Annotated in this window: 19 protein-coding genes; 6 read left to right on the forward strand and 13 right to left on the reverse strand. The window is 60.7% G+C overall.

All coding sequences use genetic code 11. The features are described from left to right. Positions 1-712: 712 nt before the first annotated feature. The 13 genes from ACUTSW_RS18205 to hycA form a co-directional block, all read right to left on the reverse strand. Positions 713-1735, reverse strand: coding sequence for a HoxN/HupN/NixA family nickel/cobalt transporter (locus tag ACUTSW_RS18205; RefSeq protein ID WP_445585016.1), 1023 nt, complete (start codon positions 1733-1735; stop codon positions 713-715). Beyond that, entirely contained in the window at positions 1722-4040 is a 2319-nt protein-coding gene (hypF, locus tag ACUTSW_RS18210; RefSeq protein ID WP_445585017.1) for a carbamoyltransferase HypF, read from the reverse strand. The genes ACUTSW_RS18205 and hypF overlap by 14 nt, the downstream gene beginning before the upstream one ends. A 54-nt stretch (positions 4041-4094) precedes the next feature. Then, complete coding sequence (gene fdhF, locus ACUTSW_RS18215; RefSeq protein WP_445585018.1) at positions 4095-6251, reverse strand: formate dehydrogenase subunit alpha; 2157 nt, start codon at positions 6249-6251, stop codon at positions 4095-4097. Between the two features lie 11 nt (positions 6252-6262). Then, positions 6263-6805, reverse strand: a complete 543-nt coding sequence (gene hydN / locus ACUTSW_RS18220) for an electron transport protein HydN (RefSeq protein WP_020439812.1) — start codon at positions 6803-6805, stop codon at positions 6263-6265. Positions 6806-6945: 140 nt separating this feature from the next. Beyond that, positions 6946-7416 (reverse strand): hydrogenase maturation peptidase HycI, encoded by a 471-nt coding sequence (hycI, locus tag ACUTSW_RS18225; protein ID WP_445585019.1) that lies wholly within the window; start codon positions 7414-7416, stop codon positions 6946-6948. Continuing rightward, entirely contained in the window at positions 7409-7822 is a 414-nt protein-coding gene (locus tag ACUTSW_RS18230; RefSeq protein WP_445585020.1) for a formate hydrogenlyase maturation HycH family protein, read from the reverse strand. The genes hycI and ACUTSW_RS18230 overlap by 8 nt, the downstream gene beginning before the upstream one ends. Beyond that, the gene (locus tag ACUTSW_RS18235) at positions 7819-8616 is read right to left on the reverse strand and encodes an NADH-quinone oxidoreductase subunit B family protein (RefSeq protein WP_445585021.1); all 798 of its coding nucleotides are present in this window, start codon (positions 8614-8616) and stop codon (positions 7819-7821) included. The genes ACUTSW_RS18230 and ACUTSW_RS18235 overlap by 4 nt, the downstream gene beginning before the upstream one ends. Further along, positions 8613-9146, reverse strand: coding sequence for a formate hydrogenlyase complex iron-sulfur subunit (locus ACUTSW_RS18240; protein ID WP_062868693.1), 534 nt, complete (start codon positions 9144-9146; stop codon positions 8613-8615). Before ACUTSW_RS18240 ends, ACUTSW_RS18235 begins: the two co-directional genes overlap by 4 nt. 12 nt (positions 9147-9158) lie before the next feature. Then, the gene (locus ACUTSW_RS18245) at positions 9159-10862 is read right to left on the reverse strand and encodes a hydrogenase large subunit (protein WP_445585022.1); all 1704 of its coding nucleotides are present in this window, start codon (positions 10860-10862) and stop codon (positions 9159-9161) included. Positions 10863-10880: 18 nt separating this feature from the next. After that, a complete protein-coding gene (locus ACUTSW_RS18250; RefSeq protein ID WP_445585023.1) occupies positions 10881-11816 on the reverse strand; it encodes a respiratory chain complex I subunit 1 family protein in 936 nt (311 codons plus the stop codon). A gap of 10 nt (positions 11817-11826) precedes the next feature. After that, positions 11827-13701 (reverse strand): proton-conducting transporter transmembrane domain-containing protein, encoded by a 1875-nt coding sequence (locus tag ACUTSW_RS18255; RefSeq protein ID WP_445585024.1) that lies wholly within the window; start codon positions 13699-13701, stop codon positions 11827-11829. Next, positions 13698-14315 carry a 4Fe-4S dicluster domain-containing protein gene (locus tag ACUTSW_RS18260; RefSeq protein ID WP_166728840.1) on the reverse strand — a complete coding sequence of 206 codons (618 nt, stop codon included), beginning with the start codon at positions 14313-14315 and terminating at the stop codon, positions 13698-13700. The genes ACUTSW_RS18255 and ACUTSW_RS18260 overlap by 4 nt, the downstream gene beginning before the upstream one ends. 89 nt (positions 14316-14404) lie before the next feature. Beyond that, positions 14405-14872 carry a formate hydrogenlyase regulator HycA gene (gene hycA / locus ACUTSW_RS18265; protein ID WP_062868689.1) on the reverse strand — a complete coding sequence of 156 codons (468 nt, stop codon included), beginning with the start codon at positions 14870-14872 and terminating at the stop codon, positions 14405-14407. 252 nt (positions 14873-15124) lie between these two features. Here hycA and hypA point away from each other — a divergent pair, with 252 nt between their 5' ends. From hypA to flhA, 6 genes are all read left to right on the forward strand, one after another. After that, complete coding sequence (gene hypA / locus ACUTSW_RS18270) at positions 15125-15469, forward strand: hydrogenase maturation nickel metallochaperone HypA (protein WP_013814554.1); 345 nt, start codon at positions 15125-15127, stop codon at positions 15467-15469. 18 nt (positions 15470-15487) lie between these two features. Next, a complete protein-coding gene (gene hypB, locus ACUTSW_RS18275) occupies positions 15488-16291 on the forward strand; it encodes a hydrogenase nickel incorporation protein HypB (protein WP_445585025.1) in 804 nt (267 codons plus the stop codon). After that, entirely contained in the window at positions 16282-16575 is a 294-nt protein-coding gene (locus ACUTSW_RS18280) for a HypC/HybG/HupF family hydrogenase formation chaperone (protein ID WP_062868686.1), read from the forward strand. The genes hypB and ACUTSW_RS18280 overlap by 10 nt, the downstream gene beginning before the upstream one ends. Next, positions 16562-17689 carry a hydrogenase formation protein HypD gene (gene hypD / locus ACUTSW_RS18285; protein ID WP_445585062.1) on the forward strand — a complete coding sequence of 376 codons (1128 nt, stop codon included), beginning with the start codon at positions 16562-16564 and terminating at the stop codon, positions 17687-17689. Before ACUTSW_RS18280 ends, hypD begins: the two co-directional genes overlap by 14 nt. Continuing rightward, positions 17686-18702, forward strand: coding sequence for a hydrogenase expression/formation protein HypE (hypE, locus tag ACUTSW_RS18290; RefSeq protein WP_445585026.1), 1017 nt, complete (start codon positions 17686-17688; stop codon positions 18700-18702). The genes hypD and hypE overlap by 4 nt, the downstream gene beginning before the upstream one ends. Before the next feature lie 114 nt (positions 18703-18816). Continuing rightward, the gene (gene flhA / locus ACUTSW_RS18295) at positions 18817-20871 is read left to right on the forward strand and encodes a formate hydrogenlyase transcriptional activator FlhA (RefSeq protein ID WP_445585027.1); all 2055 of its coding nucleotides are present in this window, start codon (positions 18817-18819) and stop codon (positions 20869-20871) included. The last annotated feature ends 88 nt before the right edge of the window (positions 20872-20959 follow it).

A 20959-nucleotide genomic window follows, 5' to 3' on the forward strand; every position in this document is an offset into this window, starting at 1 on the left:
TATATTGAACGTGACAGGGCCAACAATAGCGTAATACACGCATAAATAGCGATAGGCCCTGCCTCAGTAACCTATTCCTATTGCGCTTCACCAGGGCCTCACCAGGAACGTCGATCTGCAGTTCAAGGCTCCACCGATAGAGCAAGCCAACTTGCCAAAGGGGAGCCGCTATCTTCCGTTGTTTTACATTATCCCGCTCAAAGTTAAATATTCAGACGTTGCTGCCGTCAGTTAATGCGCAACAGAATCACGCTTATGCTTATCGGCCTTATTATTTTCCATAAATATAAGATTTACGTATTCCTTACGCTTTCAATACGGTTTATGACTTTTATTGTTTGCGTTTATATAAATACCCGGCAACTCATCTTTAAAAAAATAACTTTATTCTTTAAAAGGTGAATTTCTGCATGATCAGAACGCAATATTGCATTTTTATTATATGGGGTTATTTATTAAGATGTGCACCGCTTGTCATCGCAAGCTTCGTGATATTGGTTCTGCTCTGGAACACCTCCTTTGACATGATAAAAAGGAGGTTTTTTCGCTTTGCCGGCAAGTTTACAGGCGAAGACGAGCACCCCAGTCACTTGGTTTACCAAGCTCCCGGGGATGAACGGCCTTGTCGCCGAGATGCAACTCCAATTATTTGGGGTATAACCTCGTTGTATTCGCAAAAATAGACGCCTGACAATCAAGATATAAACAATGATTAAACCGCCAGTGCGTCATAGTTTTTACGCCGGTAATTGACCGCCGACAGCACCCAGAACAAGATAAACAGCGCAATAGCGGCGTAGCCGACGCTGCCCATGTTGTCATTGAGCAGCGCGATGCCATCCCAAAGGGCACCGTGCAGGTTCAATTTTTCGGCCAGCAGCCCCAATCCTTCCAGGCCGCCAATCAGCACCGCAATCGCCACGCTGGTGGCGGTGATGGTCATGTTGTAATACAGCTTGCGCACCGGTTGGTTGAACGCCCAGCCGTAAGCGCCAATCATGACGAAATTATCCAGCGAATCCACCAACGCCATACCGCTGGCGAACAGCAACGGGAAGATCATGATCGACCAGACGGACATGCCTGAGCCGGCCCCGGCGGCGGAAATGCCCAGCAGGCCAACTTCGGTGGCGGTATCGAACCCCAGCCCAAACAAAAATCCCACCAGATACATATGCCAGCTTTTATTCACGGTATTGAAGGTCACGCGGAACAGCCGCGTCATCAGGCCACCGTGCTGGTGCGCCAGGGCACTCTCCGTCAGTTTTTCGCCCCTTTTCACCCGGCGGAAGGTGCGATAAACATCGCGCAGAATCAGCCCGTTAAGGACCGCCATCGCCAGCAGGAACAGCGAAGAAATCAGCGTGCCGAGGGTGGAGCCGTAGTCATGCAGCCAGCCGATGCGGCTGCCGAATGCCAGCGAGGTGGCGGCGATGGCCGCGCAGGCCAGAATCACGATGCTCGAATGCCCGAGCGAGAAAAATGCGCCGACGGAAACCGGCCGTTGGCCCTGTTGCATCAATTTGCGCGTCACGTTATCGATAGCGGCGATGTGGTCGGCATCCACCGCGTGGCGCAAGCCGTAGCTGTAAGCCAGCAGCGCGGCGGCCATCAACGCCGGGTGCTGATGAAATGCGGCAAAGGCCGCAGCCCAGGCCAGCAGGTTAACGGCGATCAACGCCAACAGCAGCCAGAAGGCGCGGGTATTTTTTTGGAAGAACTCAGGGTAATTCATGTTGCGTCCTGTCAGAAAGAGAAGAAGAAAGCGGGGATTGTTGCGCACAGGCGACCATCGCCTGGCCGAATGCCAGCCCGCCGTCGCCTGCGGGGATGCGTTGTGGAAGCAGAACCTGCAGCGGCGCCAGATGATGCACCAACCGTTGGCGCAGCAGGCGGTTGTGCAGCACGCCGCCGCTCAGCGCCACCTGTTTGATGCCGTACTGCGCGGCAAAATGTTGGGCCAGGGCGGCGAATCCTTGCGCCAGCGCGTCGTGAAATGCCCAGGCGCGCTCGGCCGGCGGTGTGCGCCAGCCAAGCCATTGCGGCCAGAAGGCGGCGAGATCGAGCAAATTGTCTTTGAGCGGCAGGTGCAGCGGGTGGCGGCAATGGGTTGCCTGATGTGCCAGCGCCTCCAGCCGGCAGGCCGCTTCGCCTTCCCAACTGAGTTGCAAGGGCGCGCAGCCTAGCGCGGCGGCGGCGGCGTCAAACAACCGACCGCACGACGACGCCTGCGGGGCGTTGATGCCGGCGTCGATCGCTTTCAGCAGCGGTTGCCACGGTTGTTGCAGCAAAAACTGCGTTTCCGGCAGCCGTTGCCAACCGTCGACAAAGCGCGCGCAGTGCGCCAACAGGTTGCGCCACGGCTCTTGCGCGGCGCGATCGCCGCCCGGCAGCGCCACCGCCGGCAACCCGCCGAGCGAGCGGCAGTGGCGGTAGTCCACCCGCAAGCATTCGCCGCCCCACAGCTGGCCGTTTTCGCCGTATCCCAGGCCGTCCAGCGCCAACCCGATGACCGCGCCGCCGTCGAGCGGCCACTGGTGCTCCGCCAGGCAGGCCGCCACATGCGCGTGATGATGCAGCACCTCGGTCAACGGCACAGATTGACATTGCGCCCAGCGGCGGCTGGCGTAACCCGGGTGCGCATCGGTGGCGATGCGCTGCGGCCGGCAGTGATACAGCGTCAGGAAATGGGCGATAGCGTGTTGCCACTGTTGTTGAACGTCTTCCTGCGCCAGATTGCCGACATGCTGGCTGAGGATCGCTTTGTCGCCGCGCACCAGGCAGAAGGTATTTTTATTGTCGCCACCGACCGCCAGCAGCGGCGGTTGAACCGGGAAACCGGGCGGCAGCGGCAGGGCATCCGGCGCGTAACCGCGAGAACGGCGTAGCATCTCGGTGCCCTGCGGTTGCTGTCGCAACAGCGAATCATCGGCGCGTTGCAGGATCTCGCGGTTATGCATCAGCCACAGATCGGCAATGCCGGCCAGATCCTGCAGCGCCTGTTCGTTGGTTAACGCCGGTGCGCGCCCGGCGGCGTTGCCGGAGGTCATCACCAGCGGGCGTCGCACTGCTTGCATCAGGAGATGATGCAAGGGGGTGGACGGCAGCATTACGCCGATTTCGTCGAGATGCGGTGCAACGGCATCGCACAGCGCGGAGTGGGGCCGCTGCGGTACCAGGACGATCGGCGCCGCCGGGGAAAGCAGCGTTTCGCTCAGCTGCGCCAGCGAGTGGTTGCCGGTGCAGCGCGCCAGCCAACTGACATCCGGCAACATCACCGCCAGGGGTTTTCCCGGCCGCCGTTTACGGTTGCGCAGGCGCATCACTGCGTGCTGATCGGTGGCGTCACAGGCCAGATGGAAACCGCCAATGCCCTTGATGGCGACGATTTCGCCGGCGCATAACAGCGCCGCCGCCTGTTGCAGCGCCATACCCGCCAGGTTGATGGCTTTGCCGTCGGCGTGGCAGCTGAAAAGCTGCGGCCCGCATTGGCTGCAGGCCACCGGCTGGGCATGAAAGCGCCGGTCCTGTGGCGAGTGGTATTCCCAGGCGCAGTGCGGGCACAGTGCGAACGGCGCCATGCTGGTCGCCGGGCGGTCGTAAGGCATATAGCGAATCAGGGTGAAGCGCGGGCCGCAATGCGTGCAGTTAATGAAGGGATAGCGGTAACGGCGATCGTGCGGATCGTTCATTTCACGCAGGCAGTCGGGGCAGGTTGCGGCGTCGGGAATGACTTGCGTGTCCATTTGGCTTTGCCGGCTGCGGCGAATGGCAAAGTCCTGCGGCGGCTGCAACCAGGTGAAGGGACGCAGGCCGATATTGTCAATCCGGGCCAACGCCGGCGCCTGGCGCTGCAGCATATGCAGGAATATATCGATATCCACCGGTTGTACCAGCCGAATTTCGACCCCGGCGCTGTCGTTCCAGACTTCGCCACGCAGGCCGAGGCGCTGCGCCAGTTGCCAGACAAAGGGGCGGAATCCCACCCCCTGCACCTTGCCGCTGATGCGAAGCAATAATCCTGACGGCGATTTGAACATCTTACCCACCCGATAAGTAGGGGACGAACAGGTTCGTCCCGGTTTGGCTAACGGTCACATCACGTCTTCCACCGCCCTGCGCAGGCGGGCTTTCATGTCGCTGTAGCTTTGGCTGGCGTAGTTTTCCGCCCAGTTTTGATCGCCAATCGCTTCCAGCTTGACCGCGCAGTACTTGGTTTCCGGTGTTTTGGATATCGGATCGAGGTTTTCCTGCGTCAATTCATTGCAGGCGCCAATCCACCACTGATAGGTCATGTACACCGCGCCCAGGTTAATGCGCTCGTTGTAGTTGGCGCGGGAGATCACCTTGCCGCGCCGCGAGGCGACCCACACCAGTTGCTGATCGCCAATGCCCAGGGCGACGGCGTCTTGCGGGTTGATTTGCACGAAGCCCGGTTCGTCCGCCAGGGTTTGCAAGGCGGCGCAGTTACCGGTCATCGAGCGGCAGGAGTAGTGGCCGACTTCACGCACCGTACACAGCACCAGCGGATAAGCGGCGTCCGGCACTTCAGCCGGGGCGCGCCAGGTGGTGGCGAACAGTTGCCCCTTGCCGGACGGGGTGGTGAATTGATTGCCCTGATACAAATACGGCGTGCCTGGGCTGTCGAGCGTGGTGCAAGGCCATTGAATGTGGCCGAGCTCGCCCATTTTTTCGTAGGTCGCGCCGTAAAACAGCGGGCACAGCTCGCGCATTTCATCCCAGATTTGCTGGTTGTCTTCGTAATGCATCGGATAGCCCAGTTCGGTCGCCAGCAGGCTGATGATTTCCCAGTCGCGCTTGACGTTGTATTGCGGTTCGATGGCTTTTTCGAAACGCTGGAAACCGCGATCGGCGCACGAGAACACGCCGCCGTGCTCGCCCCAGGAGGTGGATGGCAGGATCACGTCCGCTTGTTCGGCGGTTTTGGTCATGAAGATGTCTTGCACCACGATAAACTCAAGCGCATCGAACGCGCTGCGCACCAGGCTGAGATCGGCTTCGGTCTGTAACGGATCTTCCCCCATGATGTAATAGGCTTTCACTTTGCCTTCGTGCACCAGGTGCGGCACTTCGGTGATGCGATAACCGATATCCGGATCCATACCGGCGGCGTCAATGCCCCAAGCGGCAGCGAATTTGGCGCGGACGGCGGGATCGGTAACGGATTGATAGCCGGGGAATTCGTTTGGCAGCACGCCCATGTCGCAGGCGCCCTGGACGTTGTTCTGACCGCGCACCGGGCCGACGCCGACGTTGGCGCGCCCGAGGTTACCGGTCAACAGCGCCAGGCTGGCCAGCCCTTTGACCACATCCACCGCCTGGCCGAACTGGGTGACGCCCATGCCCCACATGATGGTGGCGGAAGGGGCGCTGGCGTAGGTGCGCATCGCCTGACGGATTTGCTGGGCGCTGACGCCGGTCAGCTGTTCCACCGTTTCCGGCGCGTAATCGGCCACTTGCTGGCGATAGGCGTCGAAGCCTTCGGTGTATTTCGCCACATAATCGCGGTCATACAGGTTTTCTTCGATCAGCACGTGGCCGAAGGCGTTAACCAGCGCCATATTGCAGCCGTTGTTGATTTGCAGATGCTGATCGGCGATGCGCGCGGTTTCAATACGGCGCGGATCGCAGACCACGATTTGCGCGCCTTTCTCTTTGGCTTTCAAGACCCGGCGGGCGACGATCGGGTGCGAGTCGGCGCAGTTGTAGCCGATAATCAGTAAACATTTGGAGTTTTCGATATCGCCGATCGAGTTGCTCATCGCGCCGTTGCCCAGCGTGGCTTGCAAACCGGCGACCGACGGGCCGTGACAGACGCGGGCGCAGCAGTCGACGTTATTGTTGCCGATCACCGCGCGGGCGAATTTCTGCATCACATAGTTGGTTTCGTTGCCGGTACCGCGTGAGGAGCCGGTGTGCATAATGGCGCGTGCGCCGTGTTGCTGCTTGATGGCTTTCAGCCGCTGCGCGGTATAGCGGATGGCTTCGTCCCAACTGACCGCTTCAAACTTGCCGCCTTTTTCACGGCGGATCAGCGGTTGCGTCAGGCGCGGCGTCAGCAGCTTGGTATCGTTGAGGAAGTCCCAGCCGTAGTAACCCTTCAGGCACAGCTCGCCCTGATTGGTTGCGCCGTCGGCGGCTTCTGCGCGAAGGATTTTGCCGTTATCCACCACCAGTTTCATTTTGCAGCCTGCGCCACAGTAAGGGCAGACGGTCGTGATTTTTTTCATTGGTTCAGCTCCTAAAACAGAGACGACAGGTTGTCGAGCGCGGCACGGCGGCGTTTCTCGGCGTTCATTTCCTGCAACAAATTGCGGTCAACGCAGTGCAGCGCTTTGGTGGGGCAGGTTTCCATACAGGCCGGGCCGGCGGCGCGACCGGTGCACAAATCGCATTTGTGGGCTTCGGCTTTGTCGCTGATGGCCGTCAGTTGCGCGCCGTTCTGGCGGATCACCGGGCGGGTGATCACCTCCATGGCGCCGTAGGGGCAGGCCACCACGCAGGTTTTGCAGCCGATGCAGCGTTCCTGCATCACCAGCACCATGCCGTTTTGGCGGCTGATGGCGCCGTTGGGGCAGACGTTGGCGCAGGGCGCGTCTTCGCACTGGCGGCATAACACGGCGGTACTGACGTTAACGCCTTTAATCACGTGTAGCCGTGGGGCGAAGGTGGCGGCGGTCAACGCCGAAATGTCCTGGGTGGCGCTGTGCGCCATGACGCAGGCGATTTCGCAGGTACGGCAGCCGATGCATTTCTTCGGATCGGCGATGATGAACCGGTTCATCAGGAACTCCTGGTTTACGGGGTTGGCGGTGGCGGTATGACAAGGTCTATACATAAAGCGTGCCAATCCACTAATTTCAATAAAAACAAAAGGTTATGTTTTTGGTGGCGAGCGAGCCGACAAAAATGACGATGACGATGTCAGGCCGTCGTCACGGTTAATGTCGAATAGCCGCCGTGGGCCTGCCAGTGACCCAGGCGCTGATGCAGGGTTTTCACCGCCTGCTGCACCGCCGGGCCAATGGGGTAGTAAAACGCCACCACCTCCGGTTGAATGCCGATGAAGGTAATGTCCGGTATGTCGGCGCGCAGTTGGTCGATCAGGAAGCTGAGCGGCATGTTGTGGGTGGTCATGATGAACATTTCGGCGATATCCGCCGGATCTATCACCCGGGTTTCGCCCGGTGCCAGCCCCATGTCGGTGGCGTCGACGATCACCAACCGCTGCGGCCGCAGTTGGCGAATGGCGTGAATGTCATTCTCCGGCGCCGCGCCGCCGTCGATCACCGTCCAGCCGGCGGGCGGGGCGGCCTGGCACAGTTCCGCCAGCAGCGGGCCGGCGCCGTCGTCGCCCATCAGGCAATTGCCGACACATAACAAAACGCTATCCATGGTGCCTCCTGACCATCAGATAAATCGCCGGTTCGTTTTCGATGGACTGCAACAGGGCGATTAACCGTTGGCTCCAGCCTTGTTGCTGCGGCGTCATTTGCCCGGCGGCGCGGCTCAGCGCGCTGGCCAGCAAATGGGTGTGGCTGCTGTCGATGCAGATTTCGCCAAAGCGTTCGACGCCGGCCAGTTTGCGCCTGGCGGCACCCTCGGCCGGCAGGTGCGCAATCCAGTCGCGAAACGCCGCCAGCGGGCAATCGAGCCTGGCCTCCAGACAGTCGATCACCCCCAGGTGATGGCCGATCGCCAGGCTGTAATAGATCACTTCCTGCGCCTTGGGGGGCGCTTTCTTTTCCTGCACGAACTTGCGGCTGAGGGAATAAAACGTCACGTGGCAGACCGCGCTCATAGCCGTAACTCCCCGCGCTGTACGCGCTGATAAAGGGCCAACAGATGACCGACGATCTCCGTCAGGCGCGGGTCGTCTTGCCGTTGCAAATACGCCGCCACGCGCTGTTCCGCCGTTTGCGTGTCGGTGGCGGCCAGCAGTTGCAGGAAGTGATCGGCGATTTGCCGGCCGTAGCGATACCCGGCCAGGCGCCGTGCTTCGCGATCCACCGCCACGCGCAGCGGCTGCGGCAGTTGCGGGTGCAGCAGCGCGGTGGCCTCGCCCTCGGTTTCATCGTGCTGTTGGCGGTGGATTTTCTGTTCGAGCAGGCCGAGCGCCATGGCGAAGCCGTAAATCGTGGCGGCGGGCGTCGGCGGGCAGCCGGGGATATACACGTCAACCGGTACGATGCGGTCGGTACCGCCCCACACGCAGTACAAGTCGTGGAAAATGCCGCCGCTGTTGCCGCAGGCGCCGTAGGAAATGCAGATTTTCGGATCCGGCGAGGCCTGCCAGGCGCGGATCGCCGGGATGCGCATCGCTCGGGTGACCGCACCGGTGAACAGCAAAATGTCGGCATGGCGCGGCGAGGGTACCACTTTAATGCCGAAGCGTTCGGCGTCGAACAGCGGCGAAATAGCGGCGAAAATCTCGATCTCGCAGCCGTTGCAGCCGCCGCAGTCAACGCGATAGACATAGGCGGAGCGGCGGATGTCTTTCAGCAAGGTGGTTTTTAGCTGGGCGATGCTGTCGTCGAGAGTTATCGGCACCGGCTGCCCGTTGGCGTCGCGCGGGCCAATCAGCGTCTGGTTCATTGGGCGACCTCCCGGGTCAAATGGCGGCCGACGTCGATACGGTCGGCCTGGGTCAGGCTTTGCAGCTGTTTGCAGGCGGGGCAGGTTTCGAACTGTTCGCGGCGCTGCTCGCCGAGTTCGAGCAGCGCCAGGGCGTAATCGATTTCTTTCTGCGGGGCATAAGCCTTGCCGCATTGGCGGCAGTGGCAGAGGGCGAAATCGGCGCTTTCGAGCAGATCTTCTTTGCGCCACACCGCCAGTTCGAACTGGTTCGACAGGCGAAGGGCGGTCGTCGGGCAGACTTCTTCGCAGCGGGCGCAGAAAATGCAGCGGCCCAAAAAGAACTGCCAACGGATCACGCCGTTTTCGACATCGGTTTCCATGGTCAGCGCGTTGGACGGGCAGGCGTTGGCGCAGGCGCCGCAGGCGATGCATTGCTGCGGGGTATACTCCGGCTTGCCGCGAAAATTGGCGTCCACCGCCAGCGGCTGCGCCGGGTAGGCCACCGTGGCGTTGCCGGTTTTCAGCACTTTTTTAATCAGTTTCAGCATGGTGTCGTCCCCTTAAAACGGTGCGTTTTTCCGCTCGATGCCGTAGCGCTCGATTTCCTTGTACGGCACCACGACAGACTTGCGTTTGCGGATATCGACGATGGTCATGCGGTCGGTGCAGGAATAGCAGGGATCGAGGCTGCCGATGATCAGCGGGGCGTCGGAAACGGTATTGCCGCGCAGCATAAAGCGCAGCGTCGGCCAGTTGGCGTAGGTGGCGGCGCGGCAGCGCCAGCGGAACAGTTTCTGATTGTTGCCGGTCATGCTCCAGTGAATGTCGTCGCCGCGCGGCGCTTCGGCAAAGCCCAGCGCGAACTTGTGCGGCATATAGGTAAAGCCTTCCACCGCCAGCGGCCCGGCGGGCAGGCATTGCAGGCCGAATTCGATGATGCCGAGCGAGTTGAACACTTCGTGAATGCGCACCTTCAGGCGCGAATACACGTCGCAGCCGGTTTCGACGCACAGTTCCACCGGCAGCTTGGCGTAACCGGCGAACGGATGATCGAGACGGGTATCCCGGCGGTGGCCGCTGCCGCGCAGCATCGGCCCGACGTTGCTGTAATCGCGCGCGATCTGCGGATCAAGCCGGCCGACGCCGACGCTGCGCTGCTCGGTATTCGGCGTGCTGAGCAGAATATCCACCAGATCCTTGAGCTCGTTGCGCATCTCTGCCGCCAGCCGCAGGGTTTGCAGCATGTCGTCTTTCAAGATGTCGCGCCGAATGCCGCCAATCAGATTCAGGCCGTAGGTTTTGCGCGCGCCGGTGAGGATTTCCGCCATCTTCATCGATTTCTCGCGCACGCGGAAAAACTGCATGAAGCCGCTGTCGAAACCGACGAAATGGCAGGCCAGACCGAGGTTGAGCAGGTGGCTGTGCAGCCGTTCCACCTCCAGCAGGATCGAGCGGATCATTTGCGCCCGTTCCGGCACCTGAATGCCCATGGCGTTCTCCACCGAGCTGGTGTACGCCACGCTGTGGGTAAAGCCGCAGATACCGCAAACCCGGTCGGACAGGAAGGTCACTTCGTTATAACCCATGCGCGTTTCCGCCAGTTTTTCCATGCCGCGATGGACGTAGAACAGGCGGTAATCGGCGTCGATAATGTCTTCACCGTCGACGAACAGGCGAAAATGGCCCGGTTCGTCCGAGGTGATGTGCAGCGGGCCAATCGGCACCACGTTGGCCTTGGCGCCGGCTTCGCTGACAAAGGGGTAGGTTTCGACGTCGGTGGTCGGCGCCGGCCGCTGGCGGTAATCCATCGCGTCTTTACGCAGCGGGTAAAGGTCATCCGGCCAGTCGTCCGGCAGCACCAGACGCCGTTCATCCGGCAACCCCACCGGGCGCAAACCGTACATGTCCCGCACTTCGCGCTCGCCCCACACCGCCGCCGGCACCCGTGGCGTTACCGACGGGAACTCCAGCGTTTGGGCGTCGACTTCGGCGCGCACGGTGATCCAGCATTTGACCCCTTGCTCCATCGACAGCACGTAATACAGCGCATAGCTGCCGCACAACGTGCGTTCGTCGTTGCCGAACAGCACCGAAAGCCAGCCGCCCTGCTGGTAATACAGCCATTCCACCACCTCCGGCAGCGCATTCAGCTTCACCGTTACCGTGAGCTGATCGGCGGTTTGCCATTCTGCCGCCAGCACGGCTGCCGGGAATTGTCGTTGCAGCGCCGTCAGATAATCTTGGCCCAGATGTTCAGTAATCATGATGTTCCTACTTGTGAATTAGCTGACGACCAGCCAGGAAACCAGCGCCAAAAATGCCAGGCCGAAGCCGGCCCAGGTGGTGCGAGCGGTTTTTAAAAAGCGCAGCCGTGCGACGCTGTTTTCCACGACGGCGACGGCCACCACCGCCAGCAGCAGCTTGCACAGCGATAACGCCAGCGCCGCCGCCAGCGCGGGCAGGGTCAACGCAGTGGCCTGGCCCCAGGGCACGAACACGCCGATAAACAGTTGCAGCACCACCAGTTGCTTCAGGTTGATGCCCCACTTGAGCATGCCGAGCGCTGCACCCGCGTATTCGGTCAGCGGGCCTTCCTGCAATTCCTGTTCGGCTTCCGCCATGTCGAAAGGCAATTTGCCCATTTCGATAAAGGTGGCGAAACCGCAGGCCAGCAACGCCAACAGCAGCGGCGCGCTGGCGTACAGCGGCCAATCCGCGACGCACTGGCTGATGGCGCTGAGTTGGGTTGAACCGGCGACCAGCGCCGCCACCCACAGGCCAAGCAGCAGAATCGGCTCCACCAGAATGCCCAGCACCGCTTCGCGGCTGGCGCCAATGGCGGTGAAGGGGCTGCCGGTATCCAGCCCGGCGATGGCAAACACGAAGCGCACCACGGCGAACAGATAAATCAGCGTGATGACATCGCCGATTGCCGGCAGCGGAGAGATCTGCAACAGCATCGGCAGCGCGCAGGCAATGGCCAGCAGTGTGCCGGTCAGCAGATAAGGCATGGCGCGGAAGGCGATTCCCGCAGCCGCAGGGGCGAGGGATTGACGTTTGAGCAACTTGGCGATGTCGCGGTATTCCTGCAACACGCCCGGCCCGCGGCGGCTGTGGAGGCGGGCGCGCAACTGGCGGCTGACGCCGGCAAACAGCGGTGCGATGGCCAGCAGCAGCAATGCCTGCACGATGCCAATCAGTAAAGCGGAGTAAGTCATCAGGTTCTCCTTAGGCCAGCGCCACGACCAGCAGCACCGCCAGCTCGATGGCGGCGACGCCACGGCAAAACGCGTTGAGGGGCGCGCGATGCAGCCAGCGCTGTAAGGCGGCCGGTTGCAAGGTTTGGCGCAGGGCGTACAGCGGCGCGAACATCACCCGCAGCGGCTGAGCGAAGCCGGTGGCGGTGATCACCATCGAGGCTTCGTGGCCGTAGCCGCAGGCCCAGGCTTCACCGTCCGTGCGGCGCGCCTGGCGTTTCCCACGATAGATCGCAGCGATCAGCAACGGCAGCAGCGGCATCGCCAACAGCAAAATGGCGATCAGCGGCGGGGAAACCAGCAGATGTGCGCCGAGCGGCGCTTGCGGAGTCAAGGTGGCGGCCAGCCGGGCAAACAGCGGGATCAGCCACGGCGCGCCAATGCCGCACAGCAGGCACAGCAAGGCCGGCAGCAGATGGCTGAGCATCATCGGCCACGTCGCCGGCCGGGCGTTGGCGGCGGCTTCACAGCGCGGCGCACCGAGGCACACCACGCCAAACACTTTGCTGACGCACATCACCGCCAACGCGCCGGTGATCGCCAACGCCACCGCCAGCAACGGGCCAAGCAGCCGGCCGACAAAGGTCGATGCGGCGCTGAACTGGAACAGGCCTTGATAAATCAACCACTCGCTGGCGAAACCGTTGAGCGGCGGCAGCGCCGCCATCGACACCAGCCCGACCAGCAATGCGATGCAGGTCCACGGCATCAGCCGCGCCAGTCCGCCCATTTTTTCCATGTCTTTCAGCCCGGTTTGCTGTTCGACAGCGCCGGAGGCAAGCAGCAATGCCGATTTAAACAGGCTGTGATTGCACAGATGAAACAGGCCGCCCATCAGCGCCAGCGCGGTCAGTTCAGGCAATTGCAGCGCCAGGCCGACCATTGCGCCGCCGATGCCGAGCAGGATGATGCCGATATTTTCCAGCGTGTGGTAAGCCAGCAGCCGACGCAGGTCATGCTCCATCAACGCATACAGCCCGCCGAAAAAGGCGGTGCCTGCCGCCAGCAGCAACACCAGCAACCCCCACCACAGCGGCGGTGTGCCCAGCAGATCCATGCCGATTTTGATCACGCCGAGCAGCCCGACTTTCATCAGCGCGCAAGAAAAGAGCGAGGCCGCCGGGGCGGGCGCGCTACTGTGCGCTTGCGGCACCCAGCCGTGCAGCGGCATCACGCCGGCGTAAATGCCGAACCCCGCCAGCGCCAGCAGAAATGCCCCGCTGCGCAGCGCCGAAGGCAAGGCTATCTCGCGCATGGTGCTGAATTGCAGGCTGTGGGTCTGGCTGTAGATCAACGCAAAAGCGGCGACCAGCAGCAGCGTACCGAAGCGCATCAGCAGAAATTGGCTGTGGCCGGCCTGCTGGCTCTTGGCGTCTTGCCGCCGAACAATCAGGAAGTAACCGCACAGCGCCGCCAACTCCAGCAACAGCACCAGCGCCAGCGCATTGTCCGCCATCACGGCCGCGCTCAGCGCCGCGGGCATCAACAGCATCAGGCTGCCCTGCCGGGTGCGGTTATGATCGTTGAGCGTCGTCAGCCAATGGCAAAGGTACAGCCCCACGAACAGGTTGCTCAGCGCGATCACCAGCAGCAACAGCGCATTCAGGCCGCTGATTTCCACCGCATAGTGCAGCCACGGCAGGCGGGCAGGATGAGGCGTGGTGAACAGCCAGGGCAGGGCCGCCGCAGTGGCGGCCAGCGACACCAGCAGCGTGCCGATGCCGCAAACGCCGGCGCAAAAACGCGGCCATATCGCCAGCAGCCAGCACAGTGCGGCCAACAGTAGAGAACCGCTCAGTGACAGCGTCAGCAACAGCAGCGGGTCGGGCAGAAAATTGGTGATCATCGGTTCGGCTCCTTGCGGGCGACGGGGGGGCTGACAAACGGCAACTCGGCGGCTAACGCCTGCATCGCATTGCGGCGTTTTCGTTCGCTGGCCTGTCGCACGTCGTGGTCGGCAACCAGCCGGATGGCGTTGGTCGGGCAGGTGCGAATGCACGCCGGGCCGTCAGGGCTGAAGGCGCACAAATCGCATTTCACCGCCACCGCACGCACGCCCGGTTGGCAATCGAGAAACGCGCTGACCGGGCGAGCGGGAGCGGGCGGTGGCGGCGCCAGCGCGGTCTGGCAATCGCCGGGAATGGCCAGCGGCACGCTGCCGCCAAAACCAATGGCGCCAAAGGGGCAGGCGATGCCGCACAGTTTGCAACTGACGCACAGGCTTTCGTTCAGCACGATGGCGTTATCCTGATGCGTTATCGCGTTCACCGGGCAAACCTGCGCGCAGGGCGCGTCTTCGCACTGGCGGCACATCACCGGCGCGGAATCGCGCGCATTGCGCATCACCCGTAAACGCGGCAAGGCTTGCAACCCGGCCAGGCGGTGTTCGGTCGCGCAACTGGCCATGCAGGTATTGCAACCCATGCATAATTTGGCATCCGCAATAAGAAAGCGGTTCATGCACACTCCTTGCGGTTTCGTCACTTTTGACGAAATCGACAGTAAAAATGACGTTTCGACAGTCGCTGTCAGTAATAAAACGGCGTTATTCAGGCCGGCAGAATAATTTTTTTCAATTCTTCATGAATGGCGCAGTCGCCATGCAACGAATCAAATAAGCATTGGTAAATAACGGCGATTTTATTCAGGTAATGCTCCAGCACCGCGGGCTTATCACGGTTATTGATTTGGCCGTCAATCAGGCCGCTTTCATCCAGCGTGGCGTGAGCGAAAGGGGCGAAATTCTCCTCTTCGTTTGGCGCGGCCAAATTAATGCTGTAGCAGATATCGCGGCTGTAAAAACCGTCGCTCAATTGAATGCGCAAGGTGAAGTGATTGAACAGCGTAAAGCGGATGTCCTGACCCTGTCCGCAGATAAACTCATGATTAATACTCTGTTTTGTGGTGGTTACCGCTTTGACCAGCGTGTTGTGGTAATGCTGCCATTGCGCCATCAACCGGTTGTTTTTGCCGGAGATATAATCGGCCTGGCTGGTCAGTTCATTTATTGTGCTCATCTGTGTCACCCGCTGTGTCGACATTTCCTGTGGTAACGCTAATAGGGCATAAATCGTGCCAGCTTGGTTTTGTTTTAATTAATGACTTTAAATTCAATGGCGCGATGAATTATTTGACGCGTGAGTTAACGCTGCATGACGGTTTTTACTGTCGATGACATCGACACTCGACAAATGTGTCGGCGCCTGACTGGCACCGTATTTGCACAGGTATTTTCAGTTGGACGTTTTATTGCCGTTACCGGAGACAGCATGCACGAAATAACGCTTTGCCATTACGCGCTGGAAATTATGCAGCAGCATGCGCAGCAACAGCAGGCGCGGCGAATTACCGCCGTGTGGCTCGAGGTGGGCGCGTATTCCTGCGTCGAGGCGCAGGCGCTGCATTTCTGTTTCGACATGGTGTGCCGCGGCACGCTGGCCGAAGGCTGCACGCTGCATTTACAGCAACAGCAGGCGCTGAGCTGGTGCCATGACTGCCAGTGTGAAGTGACCCTGCCGCTGCCGCAGGTGCGCATCTGCCCGCACTGCGAAGGCCACAACCTGCGCGTGCAGGCCGACGACGGCATACAAATAAAACGCCTGGAAATTGAATAACCACAAAGGGGAAAGCTTATGTGTAGCACTTGCGGTTGCGCCGAGGGCGAAGTGGCCATTGAAGGTGACGTTCAGCCCACCAGGGTGCCGTTCCGCCCGCGCCAGAACCCGAAAGGCGATCTGCATTATGGCTTTGGCGCGGCCGGCACCCACGCGCCGGGCATCAGCCAGCTGCGCATGCTGGAAATCGAAACCAACGTGCTGGCGAAGAATGACCGCCTGGCGGCGCACAATCGCGAACATTTCGCCGCGCAACAGATCCTGGCGCTGAACCTGGTGTCCAGCCCCGGTTCAGGCAAAACCACCTTGCTGACGCAAACTCTGCTGCGGCTGCGCGATAGCGTGCCGTGCGCGGTGATAGAAGGCGATCAGCAAACCACCAACGACGCCGAACGCATTCGCGCCACCGGCGTGGCGGCGATCCAGGTCAATACCGGCAAAGGGTGTCACCTGGACGCGCAGATGGTGCATGACGCTGCCCACCGCCTGGCGCTGCAACCCCACAGCCTGCTGTTTATCGAAAACGTCGGCAACCTGGTGTGCCCGGCCGGGTTTGATCTCGGAGAACGGCACAAGGTGGCGGTGCTGTCGGTGACCGAAGGCGAGGACAAGCCGCTGAAATATCCGCATATGTTCGCGGCGGCGCGGCTGATGCTGCTGAACAAGATCGATTTGCTGCCGTACCTGGATTTTGATCTCGACGCCTGCATCGCCAATGCCCGGCGGGTCAACCCGCAGATTGAAATCATCACGCTGTCCGCCACTCGCGGCGACGGCATGGATCAGTGGCTGAACTGGCTGGCGGTGCAACGATGTGCATAGGCATTCCGGGGCGAGTTGTCGCGCTGGACCCACTGCATTCGCAGCATGCGTGGGCGGAGGTGTGCGGCGCCAGGCGTGAAATCAACATTGCATTGGTGTGCCAGGCCGGCCAGCCGCGTGAGGCGCTGCTGGGCTCTTGGGTGCTGATCCACGTCGGTTTCGCCCTGAGTCGGCTGGATGAACGGGAAGCCGCTGAGATGCTGGCGGCGTTACAGGCGATGGGCGAAGTGGAAAACGACGTGGCGCTGTTTATGGCGGGGGAAGGCAATGATGAAATACGTTGATGAATTCCGCGATCCGCAGTTGGTGAAATCGCTGTTGCAGCGTATTACGCAGCGGGCGGCAACGCTGCCGTTCAGCGCCGAACGTCCATTGCAACTGATGGAAGTGTGCGGTGGCCATACGCACGCCATTTTCCGTTTTGGCCTGGATAAACTGCTGCCGCCGCAGGTGGAGTTTATTCATGGGCCAGGTTGCCCGGTGTGCGTATTGCCGATGGGGCGTATCGACGCCTGCCATGAAATCGCCGCCAACCCCGCGGTGATTTTTTGCACCTTTGGCGACGCGCTGCGGGTGCCGGGCAAGCAGGGGTCATTGATGCAGGCGCGGGAACGCGGTGCCGATGTGCGGGTGGTGTATTCGCCGCTGGACGCACTGCAACTGGCGCGCGCCAATCCGCAGCGGCAGGTGGTGTTCTTCGCGCTCGGTTTTGAAACCACCATGCCGGTGACTGCGGTGACGCTGCAACAGGCGCGTTTGGAGGGCATTCAGAACTTCAGCGTCTTCTGCCAGCACATCAGCCTGATCCCGACCTTGCGCAGCCTGCTGCAACAGCCGGAGGTACGCATCGACGGTTTCCTGGCGCCGGGCCATGTCAGCATGATCATCGGCACCGATCCCTACCGCTTTATCAGCGGCGAGTATCATAAACCCCTGGTGGTGACCGGCTTTGAACCGCTGGATATTCTGCAAGGCGTAATGATGCTGATTGACCAGTTCTGCGAGGGGCGCAGCCGCACCGAAAACCAATATCGCCGGGTGGTGCCGCAAAGCGGCAACCTGCTGGCGCAGCAGGCGATGGCGGAGGTGTTTGCGATCGGCGGCAGCAGCGAATGGCGCGGATTGGGCACCATTGCCGATTCCGGCATCGGCCTGAGCGCCGCCTATGCCGATTTTGACGCCGAACGCCGCTTTCAGCCCCAGCCGCAGCAAGCGGCAGATGACCCGCGTGCCTGCTGCGGCGCGGTGCTGACCGGCCGCTGCAAACCGCGCGATTGCCCGCTGTTCGGCGGTGTCTGCACGCCGCAAAACGCCTTTGGCGCGCTGATGGTGTCTTCAGAGGGCGCTTGCGCCGCCTGGTATCAATATCGTCGAGAAACAGAGGAAAACGTCGCATGAATCCGGTTATTAGCCTGGCACACGGCAGCGGCGGCAAAGCTATGCAGCAACTGCTGGAATCGCTTTTCCTGCCCGCCTTCGCCAACCCACAGTTGGAACAGCGTGAAGATCAGGCGCGCATCGCGTTGGCGTCGTTAATGCGGCAGGGCGATCGGCTGGCGTTTACCACCGACAGCTACGTCATAGATCCGCTGTTTTTCCCCGGCGGCGATATCGGCAAGCTGGCGGTATGCGGCACCGCCAACGATCTGGCGGTCAGCGGGGCGACGCCGCGCTACCTGTCCTGCGGCTTTATTTTGGAGGAAGGGCTGCCGCTGGCGGAATTGACGCGGGTGGTGGAGTCGATGGCGGCAACCGCCCGCGAGGCCGGCATTCAGATCGTGACCGGCGATACCAAAGTGGTGCAGCGCGGCGCGGCCGACAAACTGTTTATCAACACCGCCGGCATTGGCGTGATCCCGCAGAACATCGAGTGGTCGGCGCAGCGCATTCAAGCCGATGACGCGATCATCGTCAGCGGCACCCTGGGCGACCACGGCGCCACCATTCTCAACCTGCGCGAACAGCTTGGTATGGCGATGGACATCACCAGCGATTGTGCGGTGCTGACGCCGTTGATTGCGCCATTGCGGGCGATTGACGGCGTACACGCATTGCGCGACGCCACCCGCGGCGGCGTGAACGCCATACTGCACGAATACGCCGCTGCCTGCGGTTTCGGTATCGACATCGACGAGCAGTGTCTGCCGGTGAAACCGGCGGTGCGCGGCGTTTGCGAACTCCTGGGGCTGGACGCGATTAACTTCGCCAATGAAGGCAAGCTGGTGCTGGCGGTGGCGCAGGCGGCGGTTCCTGCGGTATTGGCCGCGTTGCAGGGGCACCCGTTGGGCGCGGATGCGGCGGTGATCGGCCGGGTGACCGACGGTGCCACACAGGTGCGGCTGCGCGGAGCCTATGGCATCAGCCGGTTGCTCGATTTGCCGCATGCCGAGCCTTTACCTCGCATTTGTTGATCCGGTCGGGGGAAGCGGCCGCCGGTCGGCAGTAAACTTTGCGCCGTAGCTCACATAAAAATAAAAAAATTCAATTACCGCAACCGGATGCCTTAACCGGCAGAGTGATGGTCAATGTCGAATGCAAGCATAGAAAAACAGGAACTGCTGGAAATTACCCGCTTGTTGTTCAGCCAGCGCGGCTATGGCGATGTGCTGATCCAACTGCAACAGATCGTCCGGCGCTGGCGGCTGGCGGACGACGTGACGCTGGTGTTGCTGCACCCGAACAGCGCGCGAGTCAGTTTCCACGGGCAGGACGGGAATGGGCAGCCGCTGAACTATCAGGATGAAACGCTGTTGGCCAATGGGCCGATCGCGTTATTACGCGAGAATGCGCAGCCGCTGCGCCTGTGCGGCGCCGATCTGCACCAGCGTTACCCGCAGTTGGCGATGTTGGCGCTGTATCCGCCGCTCAGCCATTACTGCCTGATGCCGCTGCGCACCGGCGGGCAGTTGCTTGGCGGTTGCGAACTGTTGCGTAACGACGGCAACGCGTTCGACGAAGCGGCGCTTGACGCATTGATCCCCTTGATGGAGTTGACGGCGCTGGCGGTAGAGCAGATACAGCTGCGCGAAACCGCCGAGCGGCAGCAGCGCCAGTTACGTCATGAGCGCGATGATTTCCGCGTGCTGGTGGATGTCACCAATGCGGTGCTGTCCAAGCTGGATCTGGACGATCTGATTGGCGAGATCTCCAGCGAGATCCACCGTTTCTTCAAAACCGATGCCATCAGCATTGTACTGCCGGGCGATCGTGACGATCGCGTGACGATCTACGCTACCCATTATCTGAAAGATAACGTGGCTAAACGTCAGCAATACAGCGTACCCCTGGCCGGCACGCTGTCGGAAAAAGTGATGCAGAGCGGCGAAATGCTGCTGCTGAATCTGAAACACTCGGATCCGCTGGCCGAGTATGAACGGCAGCTGTTTGATCTGTGGCATGAGCAAATTCAGACGCTGTGCGTGCTGCCGCTGATTTTCGGCCAGAAAACCCTCGGCGTGCTGAAGCTGGCGCAATGCCAGCCGGATAACTTCAATGCCGCCAACTTGCGGGTGCTGCAGCAGATCGCCGAGCGTATCGCCATTGCGGTCGATAACGCGTTGGCCTATCAGGAAATCAGCCGCTTGAAAGAGAGTTTGGTGCATGAAAATCTGTATCTCACCGAACAGATTAATGACAACAATCCGGATTTCAGTGAGATCGTGGGCCGCAGCACGGTGATGTCCAGAGTGCTGCAACAGGTGGAAATGGTAGCGAAAAGCGACTGTTCGGTATTGATCCTCGGCGAAACCGGCACCGGAAAAGAGTTGATTGCCCGCGCCATTCACAATTTGAGCGAGCGCCGCGATCAGCGGATGGTGAAGATGAACTGCGCGGTGATGCCGGCCGGGTTGTTGGAAAGCGACCTGTTCGGCCATGAAAAGGGCGCGTTTACCGGTGCCAGCACCCAGCGTATGGGGCGTTTCGAGCTGGCGGACAAAGGCACGCTGTTTTTGGACGAGGTGGGGGAAATCCCTGTCGAGTCGCAGCCTAAATTGCTGCGCGTGCTTCAGGAGCGCGAGTTTGAGCGGGTTGGCGGCAACAAGCTGCTTTCCGTCGATGTGCGTTTGATCGCCGCCACCAACCGCGATCTGCAGCAAATGGTCGCCGACCGCGAATTCCGCAGCGACCTCTATTACCGGCTCAATGTCTTCCCGATACTCATTCCGCCGCTGCGCGAGCGACCTGAGGACATTCCGCAACTGGTGAAATTTCTTACCTACAAGATTGCACGGCGCATGAAACGCACCATCGACAGCATTCCGGCCGAAACGCTGCGCATGCTGAGCCAAATGCCGTGGCCGGGCAACGTGCGCGAACTGGAAAACGTCATTGAACGGGCAATATTGCTGACGCGAGGTACGGTGCTTAATCTGCAACTGCCGGAGCTGCAATATGCGCAGCCTTCAATCGCGCCAATCGCAGCGCCACCGCCGGCAATAGCGGGTGAAGACGAATATCAACGGATTGTGCGGGTACTGAAAGAAACCAACGGCGTGGTCGGTGGGCCGCGTGGCGCTGCGCAACGGCTGGGGCTGAAACGTACCACTTTGCTTTCGCGGATGAAGAAAATGGGTATGTGAACCGGTAAAGGTCTCTGGGGTTAATGGCACGTTATTATAAAAAGGGCGGCATTTAATGAGACGCTTATAATTAACGCTGAAATTATCC

This window comes from Serratia sp. TSA_198.1, from assembly GCF_052686505.1.